Here is a 15,464-nt window from a genome sequence, read left to right as displayed (position 1 = left end):
GCGTAGTCTCGCCGACCGGCCGTGCCACCGCCGCTGGGGGTCCGGGACGTGGGCACGGTTCGGCGGTGCGCGCAAACGGGGTGGGGCCGGACGGGTGGGCGGCGGGGCTCGTTGACGGGTGGATCTTGGTGAGTAGCGTCACGGAGCGCACGCGGTCTCGACAGCGGACCCGGGGGGAGCGTGGGCGCTCGGGAGGCTCAGGCCGTGACCAGATGGCGTAATCGCACGCGGTGGTGGACCGCGGTGACCACCACGAGCCTGCTGCTGGCCCTGGCCCCCGGACTGGCCGCCGCCGCACCGCCGGGCACCGCGGATCCCGCCGGTCCGACCGTACGGCGCGACCCCGCCACCGGCCACGCCCGGATGATCTTCAACTCCGGCGGGTTCCTGACCCCGCCCTCCAAGCAGGCCCCCGAGCACGTCGCGCTCGCCTACGTACGCGACCACCGCGGGGAGTTCGGGCTCACCGCCCGGCAGGCCGAGCAGCTCGTCGTCGTCTCCTCGTACCCCACCCGGCACAACGGCGCCCGCCAGGTGACGATCGGCCAGAGCATCGACGGCATGCGCGTCCACGGCGGCCTCCTGACCGCCACCGTCGACCAGCGCGGCCGCCTCGTCATCCTCGGCGGAGCCGTCGTCACCGCCGAGCCCGCCGGCACCGTCGAGCTGACGGCCAAGCAGGCCCTCGACCAGGCGGCCGAGGCGCAGGGCGCGCGGCCCCAGCACACCCTGACCGGCACCGACAACCGCGACAAGGGCCGGCAGAAGTTCAAGAACGTCTACGCCAAGCGCCTCACGAAGCCCAACGACGTCACCGCCGAGCTGGTCTGGGTCCCCGCCGACTCCGGCCGCGAGCTGCGCCCCGCCTGGCTCACCGACATCGAGGTGTCCGGCACGTCCTGGTACGAGACGGTGGTCGACGCCGCCGACGGCCGGGTCCTCAGCCGCCAGAGCCGCTACCACCACGCCGGCCCCGAAGGCACCGTCTTCACCGCGCAGCACCCGGACATCAGCGGCGCCACCCGTACCACCACGCCGTTCACCGGCCGCGACGGCTCCTGGGTCGCGGACCGCCTGACGCAGGGCAACAACACCAACGCGTACCGGGACGAGGACGGCGACAACACGGTCCCGGACACCGGGAACGACGCACTGCGCCCGCAGTCCCCGGCGAGCGGGGACCCGGACCACCAGCACTTCGACTACACGTTCAGCGACACCTGGCGCACCAACGCCGCCGCGACGCAGGCGAACCTCGACGCCGACGTCAATCCGGTCATCACGCAGCTCTTCTACTACACCAACGTGATGCACGACTACCTCTACGACCTCGGGTTCGACGAGGCGTCGCGCAACTTCCAGGTCGACAACCTCGGCCGCGGCGGCTCGGGCAACGACCCCGTCCTGGCCGAGGCGCAGGACGGCTGGGACCTCGGCTGCCTCGACGACGCCACGCCGCCGAACAAGATCCGCTGCGTGAACAACGCCAACTTCGGCACCCCCGGGGACGGCACCAGCCCGCGCATGCAGATGTACATGTGGCAGCCGCCGGGCCGGCCGTACCGCGACGGCTCGCTCGACGGTGACGTCATCGCGCACGAGTACGGGCACGGCGTCTCCAACCGCCTCGTCGGCGGCGGCAACCTCGGCGACGGCCCCCAGACCGGCGCCCTCGGGGAGGGCTGGAGCGACACGATCTCCTTCCTCAAGTGGGGCGACGCGACGGTCGGCGAGTACGTCACCGGCAACACCGCCACCGGCATCCGCTCGCAGGCTTACGACACGTCCACCGAGAAGTGGGGCACCTTCAACCCCGCCCGCGGCGTGCACCGCAACGGCGAGATCTGGGCCGCGGCGGTGTACGACATCCGCGAGGCGAAGGGCGTCGCGTTCACGCAGCAGCTCGTCATCGACGGCATGAAGAACACGGTCAGCACGCCGGGCTACCTCGACGCGCGCGACGGCATCCTGGCCGCCGACATGACCAACGACGCCGGCGCGAACCAGTGCCTCCTGTGGCGGGTCTTCGCCGGCCGCGGCATGGGCGCGAACGCCGCGTCGAGCGCCGACCAGAACACCGTGACCGCCGACGAGACCGTCCCGGCCGCCTGCCTGCCGACCGCGAAGGCGGGCGGTCCGTACACGGGCAACGAGGGCACGGACGTCACGCTCAGCGCGGCCGGCTCCGCCAAGGGGACCGCGCCCTCGGCCGGGAACCCGACCACGTACGCCTGGGACCTCGACGGCGACGGGCAGTACGACGACGCCACCGGGCCCACCGCCACCTTCGGCGCGGTGGGCCGGGACGGCGTCTCCACCGTCGGGCTGAAGGTGACCGACGCCGTCGGCAACACCGACACCGACGCGACGAAGGTCACCCTCGCGAACGCCGCACCCGTGGTGACGCTCGACCCCGCCACCCCGGCCGCCGAGAACGGCCCCGTCACCCTCACGGGCAGGATCGGCGACCCGGGCTGGCTCGACCCGCTGACCGCCACCGTCGACTGGAAGGACGGGGCGGGCCCGCAGGAGCTCGCCGGCACGCCGGAGAACGACCGCCCGGACGCGACGCTGAGCTTCACCGCGGAGCACACGTACGGGGACGACGGGACCTTCACGATCGAGGTCTGCGGCAGCGACGACGACACGAGCACCTGCCGGACGGTCGACGCGACGGTCTCCAACACCGCCCCGACCGCGGCGGTCTCGGGTGACGGGCAGACGACGTACAACGGGCAGAAGGCCTTCATCGCCCACGCCGGTACGCCGGTCGCCGTCACCGGCGCCTCGGCGGACCCGGGCAGCGACGACCTGACCCTGAACTGGCTGTGGGGCGACGGCACCTCGGACGACCTGGTCTCGCTGGTGAACCCGCCGGCCACCGACCCGGACCCGAGCCCCTCGATCCAGCCGCGCGAGGTGACCCGGACGCAGTCGCACGCGTACCCGGCGGCCTGCCTGTCCACGCTGACGTTCACCGGCACGGACGACGACGGCGGCAGCGCCCTCGCCACCGCCTCCGTCATCACCACCGGGAACGTGAAGTGGGCGCACGGCCAGGCGTACTGGATGAAGGAGTTCGGCGGGCCGTCGCCGAAGCACTTCACGGCGGCCCAGCGGGCCTGCCTGCTGGGGGTGGCCTCGTTCATGAGCGCCGTGTACGGGCCGCTGACCGACGCCCAGGCGTACGCGATCCTCGGCTCGGGCTCCCCGCAGCCGAGGCCGCTGGTCTCCCAGCAGCTGCTCGCGGCGTGGCTGAACTTCGCGAACGGGTCCTACGACCTGTCCACGCCGGTCGACACCGACGGCGACCGGGCGGCGGACTCGACCTTCGGGGCGGCGGTGGCGAACGCCGAGGCCGTCCACAACGACCCGGCGTCGACGCGGAACCAGCTGCTGAGCCAGGTCGACGTGCTGCTGCGCCTGAACGTGCGTGACGGTGGCTGACCGCCGCCTGGTGTGCCTCGCCGCCCTCGCCCTCTTCACCGGGTGCGGGGGCGGCCGGGTGCGGCCGCCGCAGGAGAGGACGGGCGCATCGGGCGGTACGGGTGATCCGGAGGGCGGTACGGGTGCCACGGCGGCCGGTACGCAGCCTCCGGCGCAGGGCCGCGTACTGACCGGGGCCGACGACGGCTTCGCGGGGCGGCTCACGGTCGGGCAGACGGCCCGCCTGCGGCTGCCCCTCCCGGAAGGCGGCCCGCAACCCACGGCCCGGGGCGATGCGGTCCTGCTGATCCGGGTGGGCAACGTGACGGGCACGGGCCACCGCGAATGGGAGCTCCGCGCGGTCCACCCGGGCACCACCCGCATCACGGTCCCACGCCCCGCCGCCCCCACCCCGGCCACCCTGACCCTCACCGTCACGTAGCGGGAGGGCGGGAGGGCGGCAGCGGGGCCGGCTACGCGAAGTGGGCCGAGGCCAGGACGGAGCCTTCCGGGGTGAGGAGGCGGGCGCCGGTGAGGGTGGTGGCGTTGACGTCGGTCGTCGCGACCCAGTAGCCGTAGCCGTCGGCCAGGGAGAACGTGCCCAGGCGGGTCATGGTGCCGTCCTTGTGGTCGAGGACGCAGCTGATCTCGGGCATCGGCTTCTCCAGGTCCACCGACATGTACACCCAGCCCTTCGCGCCGGGGTGGGCGAAGACCCGGCCCACCTCCCGGCCGTCCGTGATCAGCGGGGCCTGGAGCAGCTGGGCGCCTGCGCGGGCCGTCTGGGACGCGGGCGCCGCGGCCTCTATGGCCGTGCCCGCCGCCCAGCCGCCGAAGCCGCAGGCCACGGCCAGGGCAGCCGCCACGGCCGCGACCCGGGGCCGCAGCAGCCACCGCCGCCCCGGAGCCGGGGCAGGGGCAGGGGTCGGCGCGGGCGGCGGCTGGAGGCGGGCCGCGACCCGGCTCTCGAAGCCGACCGGGGGCTCCGTCCCCGGCACCAGGCCGAGCAGGTCGTCGCCGACCAGTGCCAGCTGCTCGATGTGCTCCCGGCAGCCGGGGCAGTGGTCCAGGTGGGCGACCGCACGGGCGCGCTCCCGGGCCGCAAGGATGCCCAGCGCCAGCTCGGCGTCGAGTTCCCTCAGCTGCTCGCAGGTCATCTCGCTCATCGCCGGCTCTCCTCGCTCCCCAGGGTCCTGCGGAGCTTGTGCATCGCCGTCCGGATCCGTGTCTTCGCCGTCCCCAGCGGGACCCGCTCCATGTCGGCGATCTGCTGTGCGGTCAACCCGTAGATGCCCGCCATCACCAGTGCGCGCGCCTGCTCCCGGGGCAGGGCCGCCACGGCCGCCCGCACCCCGGCCGAGGTCTCGGCCGCGACGGCGTGCTGTTCGGGGGTCTGCGTCACGATGTCGAGGAGGGCGTCCAAGTCCTCGGGGGCGACCGGATTGGCCCGGCGGGCCCGGACCGCGTCGATCGCCAGATGGTGCGCGATCGCCGTCAGCCAGGTCCGTACCGACCCGCGGCGCGAGTCGTACACCTGTGCGTGCCGCCATGCCCGCTCGAACGTCTGCTGCGCGATGTCCTCGGCGAGCTGGGCGTCGCCCACGACGGCGATGGCCACGCCGAAGACCGTGCGCTGGAAGCGGCGCACGAACGCGACGGCGATCTCGGGATCGCCCGTCGCCAGGCCCGACAGCAACGCTTCGTCCGGCGCACGCCCGAGCGGGAGGCCCATTCTCTGCACGTCACTGGATACGTTCGGCCTCCCCGAATGGATTGATTCGGGTTCGTGCGGAAACACCCCTTCATTCTGCTCCTCTCCCCGTTCCCGCTCCCGTCCACGGGCTCCCGGCCGCGGGACGGGGGTCACGGGGGACCCCGCCGGCGGCGGTAGGTTGCGTGCAGTCGTTACCCGGCGCGGTCGGGAGCAGTCGGGGGGTGAGGGGCATGCGGCGCAGGACGGCGGTCGAGGTGATCGGCGCGGGCGAGCGGCTGCACGCGGCGGCCGGCGCCCTGCTGGCCGACCACCGGCGGGCCGTCGAGGCCGTACGGGAGGCCTGGACCCCGATCCACGCGGACCTGGCCCGCTCCGAGCTGCGGCGGATTCCCGTCGACCGGCTGGCCCACGTCACCGAGGGGCGGCTGCGGGCGGCCGCCGTGGCCGCCGTCGAGGCGGCCGGGTTCGACACCGTGCAGCGCGTACTGGACGCGGGCCGCCACCGGCTGCGCCAGATCCCCGGGGTCGGGCAGCAGAGCGCCGACCAGGCACTCGGCGCCGCCCGGCAGCTCGCCGAAGCCGCCGGGGAGACCGTCGCCGTCCACCTCGACGTGGACCGTCCGCAGCCCCGGACCACCGCGCTGGTCGCCGCCCTGCACCCGCTCGTCGAAGCCGGCCCGGACGCCCGCCGCGCGGCCCGGGCGGCCACGGCCCTGGACGCCGGGCTCGGGCCGCTGCTCGCCGACGCCGGGCCCGCCGCCGGCCGGCTGCGCTGGTGGTCCGCGGGCCGCGAGCGGCGCGGGCGGGCGCTCGCCGCCCTCACCGAGATCGGCCGGCGGACGGAGCGCGCCGCCGCCGAGGGCGTGCCCGCCCTGCTGGCGCAGGCCTCGGTGGACCTCCTGCGCGCCCCCGCCGACGAGGCGGCCGCCTGGGTCGACTTCGAGCTGCGCTCCGCCGAGTACTACGGTCTGCTCGCGGAGATCACCGAACGGCCCGGCGGCGCCGCCGACCCGGCCGCGGCCCGCGGGTTCCTGCCCGAGGCACTGGCCGAACGCGTCCTCGCCCAGGCGCTCGACGACACGTACCGCCGGGTCTCGCTGCGCGGGTACCAGGCCTTCGGCGCCCGCTTCGCCCTCGCCCAGCGGCGGGTGATCCTCGGCGACGAGATGGGCCTGGGCAAGACGATCCAGGCACTCGCCGCCCTCGCGCACCTGGCGGCCCAGGGGCACCGCCACTTCCTCGTGGTCTGCCCGGCCGGCGTCCTGATCAACTGGACCCGCGAGATCGAGGCGCGCAGCACCCTGCGCGCGGTCGCCCTCCACGGCCCCGGCCGGCACGACGCCTTCGCGGACTGGCGCGGGGAGGGCGGGGTGGCCGTGACCACCTTCCAGGCGCTGACCGGGTTCCCCGAACTCGCCGCCGAGGAGCTGGGGATGCTCGTGGTGGACGAGGCCCACCACGTCAAGAACCCGCAGGCCCGGCGCTCCCTCGCGGTGGCCGCCTGGGCCGCGCGCTGTGCGTACGTCCTCTTCCTCACCGGCACCCCGATGGAGAACCGGGTCTCCGAGTTCCGCAGCCTCGTACGGATCCTGCGGCCCGAGGCGGTCTCCGGGATCGGCGAGGTCGACACGGTGGCCGGGTCCAGGGCGTTCCGCACGGCGGTGGCTCCCGCGTACCTGCGGCGCAACCAGCGCGACGTACTGGCCGAGCTGCCCGGGCTCCAGTGGACCGACGAGTGGGAGGAGCTGAGCGCGGCCGACCGGGAGGCCTACCGGGCGGCGGTGCGGTCCGGCAATTTCATGGCGATGCGCAGGGCCGCGTACGCGAGGCCGGAGAAGTCGGCGAAGCTGGCGCGGCTGCGCGAGCTGGTGGCGGAGGCGGCCGCCAACGGGCTGAAGGTCGTGGTGTTCTCCGCGTTCCGCGAGGTGCTCGGGGCGGTCGAGGACGCGCTCGGCCGGCCGGCGACGGATGGGGGCGGCCGCCTCTTCGGGCCGGTCTCGGGGAGCGTGCCGCCCGCCCGCCGCCAGCGGCTCGTGGACGGGTTCGGCGCGGCGGCCGGGCACGCGGTGCTTCTCGCGCAGATCGAGGCGGGCGGCATCGGGATCAACCTCCAGGCCGCCTCCGTGGTGATCCTGTGCGAGCCGCAGGTCAAACCGACCATGGAACAGCAGGCCGTGGCCCGCGCGCACCGGATGGGGCAGGTGCGCGCGGTACGGGTGCACCGGCTGCTGGCCACGGACGGGGTGGACCAGCGGATGCTGGAGGTACTGGACCGCAAGGCGCGGCTCTTCGACGCCTACGCCCGGCGCAGCGTGGTGGCGGAGTCGGCGCCGGAGGCGGTCGACGTCTCGGACACCTCGCTGGCCCGGCGCATCGTCGAGGACGAACAGGCCCGCCTGGGCGCGGTCGGCTGAAGGCGCGGGACCGTGCCGACCCGGCGGGCGGCTCAGAAGCCCCGCACCGAGGCGATCGTGAAGGTGGTCGGCGTGCCCTCGCCCATCGGGCCGCCCTTGTCGAACTGGGACCGGACCACCAGCGTGCGGCCCGAGGTGTGGCTCAGCGTGGTCGGGATCTGCAGCGACGGGTCCGTGATCGTCCGGGTCAGCCGGGCCCGGGTGCCGTCCGCGCTGACGTGCCACCGGGTCAGGGTGTTCGTGGCGTTGTGGGCCACCCGCAGGGTGCCGTCCGGCGCGAGGTCCAGGCCGTCGGCGTGGACGAGGTCGCCGCCCCGGAGGGTGACGCGGGACATCGCGCCGGTGCGCAGGTCGATGCGGTGGAGGTCGCCCGCGGTCATGTCCACGGCCAGCAGGTAGCGGCCCGCCGGGTCCGAGACGATGCCGTTGAGGGCGAAGCTGCCCGCCGGGGACGGGGTGAGGCGCCCCTTCAGGTCGTACGCGGGGAGCAGCGCGCCCGAGCCGGCCGCGAGCTGGGCCGGGGTGACCCGGTAGATCACCGCGCGCACGCTGTCCGTCAGGTAGGCGGTGCCGTCCGGGGTGATGGTCAGGTCGTTGACGAAGAGCGCGCCCGCCCCGGCCACCTCGAAGTGGGCCAGTCGGAGGCCGGAGGCGGTGTCGTAGACGGACACCCCGGAGGTGGAGTCGGTCACCCACAGCCGCCCGTGGGCGTCGACGCGCAGGCCGTTCGCCGTGTGCCGGCCGTCGGTGCCGGCGGGCAGGAACACCTCGGCGGTGCGCGCCCCCGGGCGGGCCCGGTAGACGGTGCCGTCGGCGTACGAGCCCACGTACACGGTGTGGTTGCGCGGGTCGGTGGCCACGCCCTCGGGGTAGACCTTCTCGCCGGGGAGGGTGAAGGCCGTGGAAACGCGGCTGTCCGGGACGGACGCGGGTGCGACCGGAGAGGCCTGCGCCGCCGGGATCGCGCCCAGGGTGAGCGCCGTGGCCGTGGTCAGGGTCAGGGTCAGGAAGGTCGCGGGCAGGAGCTTCTTCAGCACAGCAGGTGTCCTCTTCCGTATGAGTGAACACGAAGATATGTTAGAGCTCTAATGCATGCAAGGGCCTTAGGATGCAGCCATGACCTCCATGCCTCCCGGGGAGCGCATCGGCTCGCACCTCAAGCGCGCCGAACAGGCGCTCCTCGCGGCCAAGAACGCCGCGCTCAAGCCCGCGGCAGTAACGGTTCCGCAGTACGCCGCGCTGCTCTGGCTCTCCGAGAAGCCGGGGATCTCGGCCGCCGCCCTCGCCCGCCTGTGCGGGGTGACGCCGCCGACGATGAACACGGTGCTGAAGAACCTCCAGGAGCGCGCGCTCATCGAGCGCACCCCGCACGAATGGCACCGCAACGTGCTGGAGACCCGGCTGACGGAGGAGGGCCGGGCCGTGATGGAGCTCGCCGACGCCGGCGCCGTACGGGTGGAGCGGGCGCTCGCCGCCGCGTTCTCGGCGCAGGAGCGGGAGCAGCTGATCGGCCTGCTCGGGCGGTGCGCCGAGGTGCTCGACGCCCAGAGGTGAGTCGCGGCCCGCCGCGGCGGACCGCGTCCCGTGCGCACGTCAGACGTCAGGTTCAAGGAAGCACCCGGCCGTCGCCGTCCCGATCGGGACGGCGACGGCGACGACCGTTCGGAGCGAAGTTCGTGTACCAGTCCCCGCCCGCCAGGCGCTCCCGTCGCGCGATGTGGATATCCGTCGCGGTGGCCTTCGCGCTCCTGCTCGGGGGCGCCGGCTTCGCCGCCCGGAAGCTCGAATGGTTCTCCGGCAACGGCGGCTCCGTGAGCTTCGGCAAGGCCCCCGCCCCCGCCCCCGCCTCCTCGGCCCCCGGCACGGCCGGGTCCTCCCCGGGCGCGCCCTCGCCCTCCGCCGCGCCCGCCGGCGATCCGGACGTACTGCTGCCGACCGGACCGCGGTCCGACTTCAGGCAGACCGCCAGGCTGGACGACGGCACGGTCATCGCGAAGACCCGCCTCGCGGGCGCGAAGTCCGGCTTCGAGGGTGACGTGTGGGTCTGGACGCCGAAGGAGTACGACGAGGCGAAGTACGAGAAGAGCGCCTTCCCGGTGCTCATCGCCCTGCCCGGCGGCAACGGCTTCCCGAGCAACTACTGGTCGGACCGCAGCCTCGGCCTCCAGAAGGCCATCGGCGAGGGCGTCCGGGCCGGCACCAGCCTGCCGTTCATCGTGGTCATGCCGGTGCTCAACCCGGACAGCACGTACTACTACGACGGTGCCGACATCCCCGGCCGGCCCAAGATGGGCACGTGGATCGCCGAGGACGTCCCGGCCTTCACCAGGGCCAACTTCCGCACGTACAAGTCCCGGGACGGCTGGGCCTTCATGGGCTCCTCCTCCGGTGCCTTCGTCGGCATGAAGACCGTGCTGCAGTACCCGGACCGCTTCAAGGCGGTGATCGCCAGCGGCGGCGAGATCGTTCCCGACTCCCCGCTCTGGAAGGGCCACCAGGCGGAGATGGACGCGAACAACCCGGAGAAGCTCGCGCAGAAGCTGATCGATGCCGGCGGTCCCGAGGTCTACATCAACTTCCAGGTCGGCACCAAGGAGACCGGGAGGGAGCGGATGGCCGCATTCCAGCAGTCGTACGGCAAGGGCCCGGTCAAGACGACCATCCGCGACATCCAGAACGGCGAGCACAACGGCTGGCACTACGTCCGGGGCATGAAGGAAGGCTCCCTGGAGTGGATCAGCAAGGTCCTCAAGGCCCCGCAGCCCGCCACCGGCTGACCGGCCCGCCCCGGCCGGCCGGGCCGCCACCGGCTGACCAGCACGTATGCACGGAGCCGCAGAACGGCGTGGCACGCACCACGTCCCGCCGGTCCCAGGCAACCCATCCGATCGTTGACACCTCTGTAAGGGGTGAAGGGGGACCGATCGGTCCGACCCGCGCTCTTCGGGAGCGCCGGAGAAGGAACGGGACAAATCCGTGCAGCATGACCAGCTTCAGGGTGACGGCGACCTCATGACCGAGGAAGGCCCGCAGACCACGGGCCGCCGCCGTCCCAAGCGCCTGCGCAGGCTTCTGATCAGCGGTGCGCTGGCTCTCACACTCGTCGCCGGGGGCGGCGCCGCAGCCTACAAGTACAAGCTCTTCTCGGACATAGGGGATCCGGTCTCCTTCGGCAAGGTCCAGGAGTCGGCGGCCGCGGCCGTGGAGATCCGACCCGGGGTGAGCATGCCGACCGGCCCGAAGGCCTCGTTCGTCCGGACGTACCGGCTGCCCGACGGCACGCAGATCGGCCGGACGACCCTGACCGGCGCGAAATCCGGGTTCACCGGAGACGTGTGGGTGTGGGTCCCCAAGCAGTACGACGACCCGGCGTACGCCAAGAGCGCCTTCCCGGTGCTCATCTCCCTGCCCGGAGGGCGCGGCTACCCCACCAACTACTGGGGCACGGGCCCCGGCCTCGGCCTCCAGAAGGCCGTCAGCGACGGGGCGAAGGCCGGCACCAGCCTGCCCTTCATCCTGATCATGCCGGTGCACAACGCGGACACCAAGCACCACTTCGACGCCTCCGACATCCCCGGCGAACCCAAGATGGGCACCTGGATGGCCGAGGACATCCCGGATTTCACGCGGGCCAATTTCCGCACCTTCACCTCCCGTGACGGCTGGGCCTTCATGGGATCCTCGGCGGGCGGATTCGGGGCGTTCAAGCACGTCCTGAAGTACCCCGACCGCTTCAAGGCGGCCATCGCGAGCGGGGTCGACATCGTCCCCGATTCCCCGCTGTGGAAGGGGAACACGCAGGCCATGGACGAGAACAACCCGGAGAAGCTCGCCGAGAAGCTGATCAAGGAAGGCGGGCCGGACGTCTACATCAACTTCCAGATCGGCACCAAGGAGACCGGCCGCGAGAAGGCCGAGAAGTTCATGAAGGAGTACGGGAAGGGCCCCGTGCACACCACGCTCCAGGTGATCCAGGATGGTGAGCACAATGGGAAGTCGTACGTCCGCGGTATGAGGGAGGGCGCTCTGGAGTGGATCAGCAAGGTCATGCTGGCACCGACGCCCGACCCCGCCGTGCGATGAAAGCCGTCGTCCGGGGCGCCTTCGCCGCTGCCGCCGCCACCGTGGCGGCGGCCCTGGCCGTCGGCTTCGTCAAGGCGACGGACGAGGACCTGAACGCCGTGCACGCGTTTCCCGGCGTCGGCGTGCTCATGGCCAACGGCGAGCACTGGTGCACGGCGAGCGTCGTCGACAGCCCGAAGGGCACCGTCGTCGCCACCGCCGCGCACTGCGTGGCCCCGGCGGGCGAGGACGGCGAGCCCGGAGCGCTGGCCCACGACGGCCGGGCCATCGGCGAGCTCTCCTTCGCTCCCGCCTTCACCGGCGAGGGCGGGGGCCGCCAGCCCCTCGGGGTGTGGAAGGTCCGCGCGGTCCACGTGGACGAGCGCTGGACCAAATGGGGCGAGGACACCGCCGATTTCGCCTTCCTCAGCATCGAGCCGGACAAGGACGGCCGTACGGTCCAGCAGGCGGTCGGCGGCGCCGACGAGGCCCCGAAGCCCGACTGGACCTCCGGCTACGAGCGCGAGGTGACCGTCGTCGGCTATCCGGAGTCGGACCGCAACCCGCAGAACAAGCCGATCTCCTGCACCACCCAGACCAGCCACGACCAGGAGGACCCGGCCATGCTGTACATCGGCTGCGCGGGCTTCTGGTCGGGCACCAGCGGAAGCCCCTGGATCGCCGACCGCGGCGGCCCGGGGAACCCGGGGCGGCTGATCGGGGTGCTCAGCGGCGGCGACACGGACGTGGACTCCACGGCCGCGCTGTTCGACGAGAAGGCGAAGGCGCTGTACGAGCGGGCGGCGCGGGACTGAGAGCCGCCCCCGCGCCCCCGGCTACTGCCTGCGCTCGGTACTGACGATCACGCACACCGCCACCACGACGATCGCGCCCCCGACGAGGATCGGCACGCTCAGCGCCTCGTCCAGGATCAGCGCCCCCAGCGCGACGGCCACGACCGGATTGACGTACGCGTACGTGGCCACCAGCGACAGCGGCGCCGACTGCAGCAGCCACGCGTACGCCGTGAACGCGACCACCGAGCCGAAGACGACGAGGTAGCCCAGCGCCAGCCAGGAGGCGGTGGAGAACGCGGCCCAGTCCAGCGAGCGCTGCTCACCGCGCACCAGGCCGACGACGATCCCGCCGGCCCCGCCCGCGAGCATCTGGTACCCGCTGCCCGTGAACGGGTTGTCCGGCAGCGACAGCTTCGACGCGGAGAACGAGCCCAGCGACCACAGCACGGACGCCACGACCACCAGCAGCACCCCGGAGAGCCGTACCGCACCACTGATGCCCGGCACGGTCAGCACCGCCAGCCCGCCGAAGCCCAGCAGCACCCCGCCGAGGGTGCGCAGCGGCGGCCGGTCTCCGGCGGCGGTCCGCAGCACCACCAGCCACATCGGGACCGCGGCGATCAGCAGCGCCGCCAGGCCGGACGGCACCGAGGTCTCGGCGAGGACGACGAGGCCGTTGCCGCCGAGGAGCAGCAGCAGGCCCACCAGCACCGCGGAGCCGACCTGCCCGCGGGTGGCCCGGAGCGCGCCCGGCCCGTACCGCCAGGCGACGAGGCCGAGCAGGAGCAGGCCGGCCGCGAGGAAGCGGGCTCCGGCGGACAGGAACGGCGGCATGGTCCGGACGACGATCCGGATGGCCAGGTACGTCGAGCCCCAGACCACGTAGACCAGGCCGAGCGCGGTCCAGACGGCGCCCGTGATCGCGCGGGGCGCGGAACCAGGTGTCGTCCTGCCCCCGGCGGTCTGCGAAGTGCGCATGACGGGATCCTAGGTTCGTTGCCGCGTACACGCTTCCCGGTACGGGCTCTCAGCCCTTCAGCAGCGCGTTCAGCTCGCCGTAGGGGAGACCTCCGTCGAGCGCGGTGTACGTGCCGCCCGCGATCAGCTCCTCGGCGGCGCGGCGGACCACGTCGTACGCGGCCGACGCGACGCCGGAGCCCAGGCTGACGCGGGCCACGCCGAGGGCGCCGAGCTCGGCGACGGCCGGGGCGCCGGGCCCGGCGAGGAGGTTGAGCGGGGCGTCGATGCCCTTGACCAGCTCGGTGACGGTGGCCGGGTCGACGACGCCGGGGACGAAGATCCCGGAGGCGCCCGCGCGCAGGCAGGCGGCGGCGCGGGAGAGCGTCTCGTCGAGGCGGTTCGCCTCCTCGCCGAGGCCGAAGAGGAAGGTGTCGATGCGGGCGTTGATGAACAGCGGCACCCCGGCGGTGTCGGCGGCGGCCCGGGCCGCCGCCACGCGCTCGGCGTGGTCGGCGGGGGCCCGCGTGCCGTCCTCGATGTTGATCCCGACGGCGCCGGCTTCGAGGACCCCGGTGACGGTCTCGGCGACCCCGGCCGGGTCGGCGCCGAAGCCGCCCTCGATGTCGGCGGTCACCGGGACGGAGACGGCCGCGGCCACCCGGGCGATGAGGTCGAGGGCGCGGTCCCGGCTCAGGGCGTCCCCGTCCGGCGTGCCGAGGGTCCAGGCGACGCCGGCGCTGGTGGTGGCGACGGCGGGGGCCCCGGCGGCCTCGACGAGGCGGGCGCTGAGGACGTCCCAGGCGTTGGCCAGGGCCAGCGGGGCGGCGGGGGTGTGGAGGGCGGCGAAACGGCGGGCGAGATCAACGGTGGTGGTCATCGGCCCAGTTCATCAGAGTGCGCACCGCTCGGGCTGGCGATTTTCCGACGTGTGGCGCCCGGGCTCGGGCGGCGGCTACGCCGGCCCGGCCTTCAGGCCCGCCCCGCACAGGGGGAGGACCGCCGTGCGGCCCTGGAGGGGGTCGCCGGGGGCTTGCGGGCCCACCGCCGCCCAGCAGGCCGCGGCCGTCGGCTCCACGAAGAGCCCGCGCCCGGCCAGGTCCCGCCGGGCCGCGCGCAGCGCGGTGTCCGGGACGGTGAGGAAGGTGCCGCCGGACTTGCGCACCGCCGCCAGGATCTGGCGGGCCCGCGGCGGGGCCGGGATCGCGATCCCCTCGGCCAGGGTGGGCCGCTGTTCCACCGGATCGGCGTCCTCCGCTCCCGCCGCGAAGGCCGCGGCGAGTGGGGACACGGCCTCCGCCTGGACCGCGATCAGCGCCGGCGGCTTCACCCCGCGCCGGGCCAGTTCGTCCACCGCCAGCGCGGCCCCCAGCAGCAGGGTGCCGTTGCCGACGGGGACGACGAGGGCCTCGGGGAGGCGGCCGCCGAGCTCCTCCCACACCTCGTAGACGTACGTCTTGGTCCCGTGCAGGAAGTACGGGTTGAAGACGTGGCTCGCGTAGAAGACCCCGGGGAGATCGGCGGCCTCGCGGGCGGCCACCGCCGTCGCCTCCCGGCCGCCCGGCACGACGCGGACCGCCGCACCGTGCGCGCGCATCTGCTCCGTCTTCTTCTCCGCGGTGCCCTCGGGCACGAAGACTTCACAGGGCAGGCCGGCCCGCGCACAGTACGCCGCCACGGCCGTCCCCGCGTTCCCGCTGCTGTCCGCGACCACCCGCTGCGGGGCCAGCCGCCGGGCCAGTTCCGCCAGCATCACCGCGCCCCGGTCCTTGAACGACAGGGTCGGCATCAGGAAGTCCAGCTTGGCGTGAACGCGCTCCGCGAGGGGGACCAGCGGGGTGTTCCCCTCCGACAGCGTCACGGAGAACGCCCCCGGCAGCGGCAGCGCGGAGCCGAACCGCCAGAGCGAGTTGGGCCCGGAGGCGGGTGTGAGCGCAGTGGCCGGATCCGGTGTGAAGTCGAGGTCCCAGGGTCCGCCGCACAGCGGGCAGCACCAGGGAGCCGTCCGGGCGTCCGCGCGCGTGGCGTCTTCGGGACAGACGTAACCGGGCAGTGCGTGCGTCATGTGCGGAGCGCCTTTGCTCGTTCATGGCC

13 protein-coding genes are annotated in these 15,464 nt (G+C 73.7%); 7 read left to right on the top strand and 6 right to left on the bottom strand.

The window, feature by feature from the left end:
- Positions 1-243: 243 nt before the first annotated feature.
- Together AB0M92_RS01235 and AB0M92_RS01230 are read left to right on the top strand one after the other, a co-directional pair.
- Positions 244-3,447, top strand: a complete 3,204-nt coding sequence (locus tag AB0M92_RS01235; RefSeq protein ID WP_366100011.1) for a M36 family metallopeptidase — start codon at positions 244-246, stop codon at positions 3,445-3,447.
- Positions 3,440-3,868, top strand: a complete 429-nt coding sequence (locus AB0M92_RS01230) for a hypothetical protein (protein ID WP_366100010.1) — start codon at positions 3,440-3,442, stop codon at positions 3,866-3,868. The genes AB0M92_RS01235 and AB0M92_RS01230 overlap by 8 nt, the downstream gene beginning before the upstream one ends.
- A 31-nt stretch (positions 3,869-3,899) precedes the next feature.
- Here AB0M92_RS01230 and AB0M92_RS01225 read toward each other — a convergent pair whose 3' ends face one another.
- Both AB0M92_RS01225 and AB0M92_RS01220 read right to left on the bottom strand, forming a co-directional pair.
- Positions 3,900-4,592 carry an anti-sigma factor gene (locus AB0M92_RS01225; RefSeq protein WP_366100009.1) on the bottom strand — a complete coding sequence of 231 codons (693 nt, stop codon included), beginning with the start codon at positions 4,590-4,592 and terminating at the stop codon, positions 3,900-3,902.
- Entirely contained in the window at positions 4,589-5,158 is a 570-nt protein-coding gene (locus tag AB0M92_RS01220; RefSeq protein ID WP_366100008.1) for a sigma-70 family RNA polymerase sigma factor, read from the bottom strand. Before AB0M92_RS01220 ends, AB0M92_RS01225 begins: the two co-directional genes overlap by 4 nt.
- 212 nt (positions 5,159-5,370) lie before the next feature.
- Here AB0M92_RS01220 and AB0M92_RS01215 point away from each other — a divergent pair, with 212 nt between their 5' ends.
- Complete coding sequence (locus AB0M92_RS01215; protein WP_366100007.1) at positions 5,371-7,554, top strand: DEAD/DEAH box helicase; 2,184 nt, start codon at positions 5,371-5,373, stop codon at positions 7,552-7,554.
- Between the two features lie 32 nt (positions 7,555-7,586).
- Here the strand turns inward: AB0M92_RS01215 and AB0M92_RS01210 are convergent, their stop codons facing one another.
- Positions 7,587-8,591 carry a superoxide dismutase gene (locus tag AB0M92_RS01210; RefSeq protein WP_366100006.1) on the bottom strand — a complete coding sequence of 335 codons (1,005 nt, stop codon included), beginning with the start codon at positions 8,589-8,591 and terminating at the stop codon, positions 7,587-7,589.
- Positions 8,592-8,670: 79 nt separating this feature from the next.
- Here AB0M92_RS01210 and AB0M92_RS01205 point away from each other — a divergent pair, with 79 nt between their 5' ends.
- From AB0M92_RS01205 to AB0M92_RS01190, 4 genes are all read left to right on the top strand, one after another.
- Complete coding sequence (locus AB0M92_RS01205; RefSeq protein ID WP_366100005.1) at positions 8,671-9,108, top strand: MarR family transcriptional regulator; 438 nt, start codon at positions 8,671-8,673, stop codon at positions 9,106-9,108.
- A 161-nt stretch (positions 9,109-9,269) separates the two neighbouring features.
- A complete protein-coding gene (locus AB0M92_RS01200) occupies positions 9,270-10,331 on the top strand; it encodes an alpha/beta hydrolase-fold protein (RefSeq protein ID WP_366100004.1) in 1,062 nt (353 codons plus the stop codon).
- A gap of 199 nt (positions 10,332-10,530) precedes the next feature.
- Complete coding sequence (locus AB0M92_RS01195; protein WP_366100003.1) at positions 10,531-11,637, top strand: alpha/beta hydrolase-fold protein; 1,107 nt, start codon at positions 10,531-10,533, stop codon at positions 11,635-11,637.
- On the top strand, positions 11,634-12,431 hold the full coding sequence (locus AB0M92_RS01190) for a trypsin-like peptidase domain-containing protein (protein WP_366100002.1): 798 nt from the start codon (positions 11,634-11,636) through the stop codon (positions 12,429-12,431). Before AB0M92_RS01195 ends, AB0M92_RS01190 begins: the two co-directional genes overlap by 4 nt.
- 21 nt (positions 12,432-12,452) lie before the next feature.
- On the opposite strand, the gene AB0M92_RS01185 is transcribed toward AB0M92_RS01190, so the two are convergent.
- From AB0M92_RS01185 to AB0M92_RS01175, 3 genes are all read right to left on the bottom strand, one after another.
- Positions 12,453-13,391 carry an EamA family transporter gene (locus tag AB0M92_RS01185; protein ID WP_366100001.1) on the bottom strand — a complete coding sequence of 313 codons (939 nt, stop codon included), beginning with the start codon at positions 13,389-13,391 and terminating at the stop codon, positions 12,453-12,455.
- Between the two features lie 49 nt (positions 13,392-13,440).
- Positions 13,441-14,250, bottom strand: coding sequence for an isocitrate lyase/phosphoenolpyruvate mutase family protein (locus AB0M92_RS01180; protein WP_366100000.1), 810 nt, complete (start codon positions 14,248-14,250; stop codon positions 13,441-13,443).
- A gap of 75 nt (positions 14,251-14,325) precedes the next feature.
- Positions 14,326-15,435: a threonine synthase gene (locus AB0M92_RS01175; protein WP_366099999.1), complete on the bottom strand. Its 1,110-nt coding sequence runs from the start codon at positions 15,433-15,435 to the stop codon at positions 14,326-14,328.
- Positions 15,436-15,464: the final 29 nt, after the last annotated feature.

Origin of the sequence: Streptomyces sp. NPDC051582, from assembly GCF_040681715.1 — a bacterium.
In the GTDB taxonomy this organism is placed as follows: Bacteria; Actinomycetota; Actinomycetes; order Streptomycetales; family Streptomycetaceae; genus Streptomyces.
The sequence above is the reverse complement of the archived record's forward strand: the minus strand, read 5'-3'. Positions and strand labels throughout refer to the sequence as shown.

What these genes read in the sequence shown, in the direction of transcription:
- AB0M92_RS01225 (WP_366100009.1), bottom strand. Translation starts at nt 4,592, where the DNA reads ATGAGCGAGATGACCTGCGAGCAGCTGAGGGAACTCGACGCCGAGCTG.
- AB0M92_RS01215 (WP_366100007.1), top strand. Translation starts at nt 5,371, where the DNA reads ATGCGGCGCAGGACGGCGGTCGAGGTGATCGGCGCGGGCGAGCGGCTG.
- AB0M92_RS01200 (WP_366100004.1), top strand. Translation starts at nt 9,270, where the DNA reads ATGTGGATATCCGTCGCGGTGGCCTTCGCGCTCCTGCTCGGGGGCGCC.
- AB0M92_RS01185 (WP_366100001.1), bottom strand. Translation starts at nt 13,391, where the DNA reads ATGCGCACTTCGCAGACCGCCGGGGGCAGGACGACACCTGGTTCCGCG.
- AB0M92_RS01180 (WP_366100000.1), bottom strand. Translation starts at nt 14,250, where the DNA reads ATGACCACCACCGTTGATCTCGCCCGCCGTTTCGCCGCCCTCCACACC.
- AB0M92_RS01175 (WP_366099999.1), bottom strand. Translation starts at nt 15,435, where the DNA reads ATGACGCACGCACTGCCCGGTTACGTCTGTCCCGAAGACGCCACGCGC.
- AB0M92_RS01205 (WP_366100005.1), top strand. Translation starts at nt 8,671, where the DNA reads ATGACCTCCATGCCTCCCGGGGAGCGCATCGGCTCGCACCTCAAGCGC.
- AB0M92_RS01190 (WP_366100002.1), top strand. Translation starts at nt 11,634, where the DNA reads ATGAAAGCCGTCGTCCGGGGCGCCTTCGCCGCTGCCGCCGCCACCGTG.
- AB0M92_RS01220 (WP_366100008.1), bottom strand. Translation starts at nt 5,158, where the DNA reads ATGGGCCTCCCGCTCGGGCGTGCGCCGGACGAAGCGTTGCTGTCGGGC.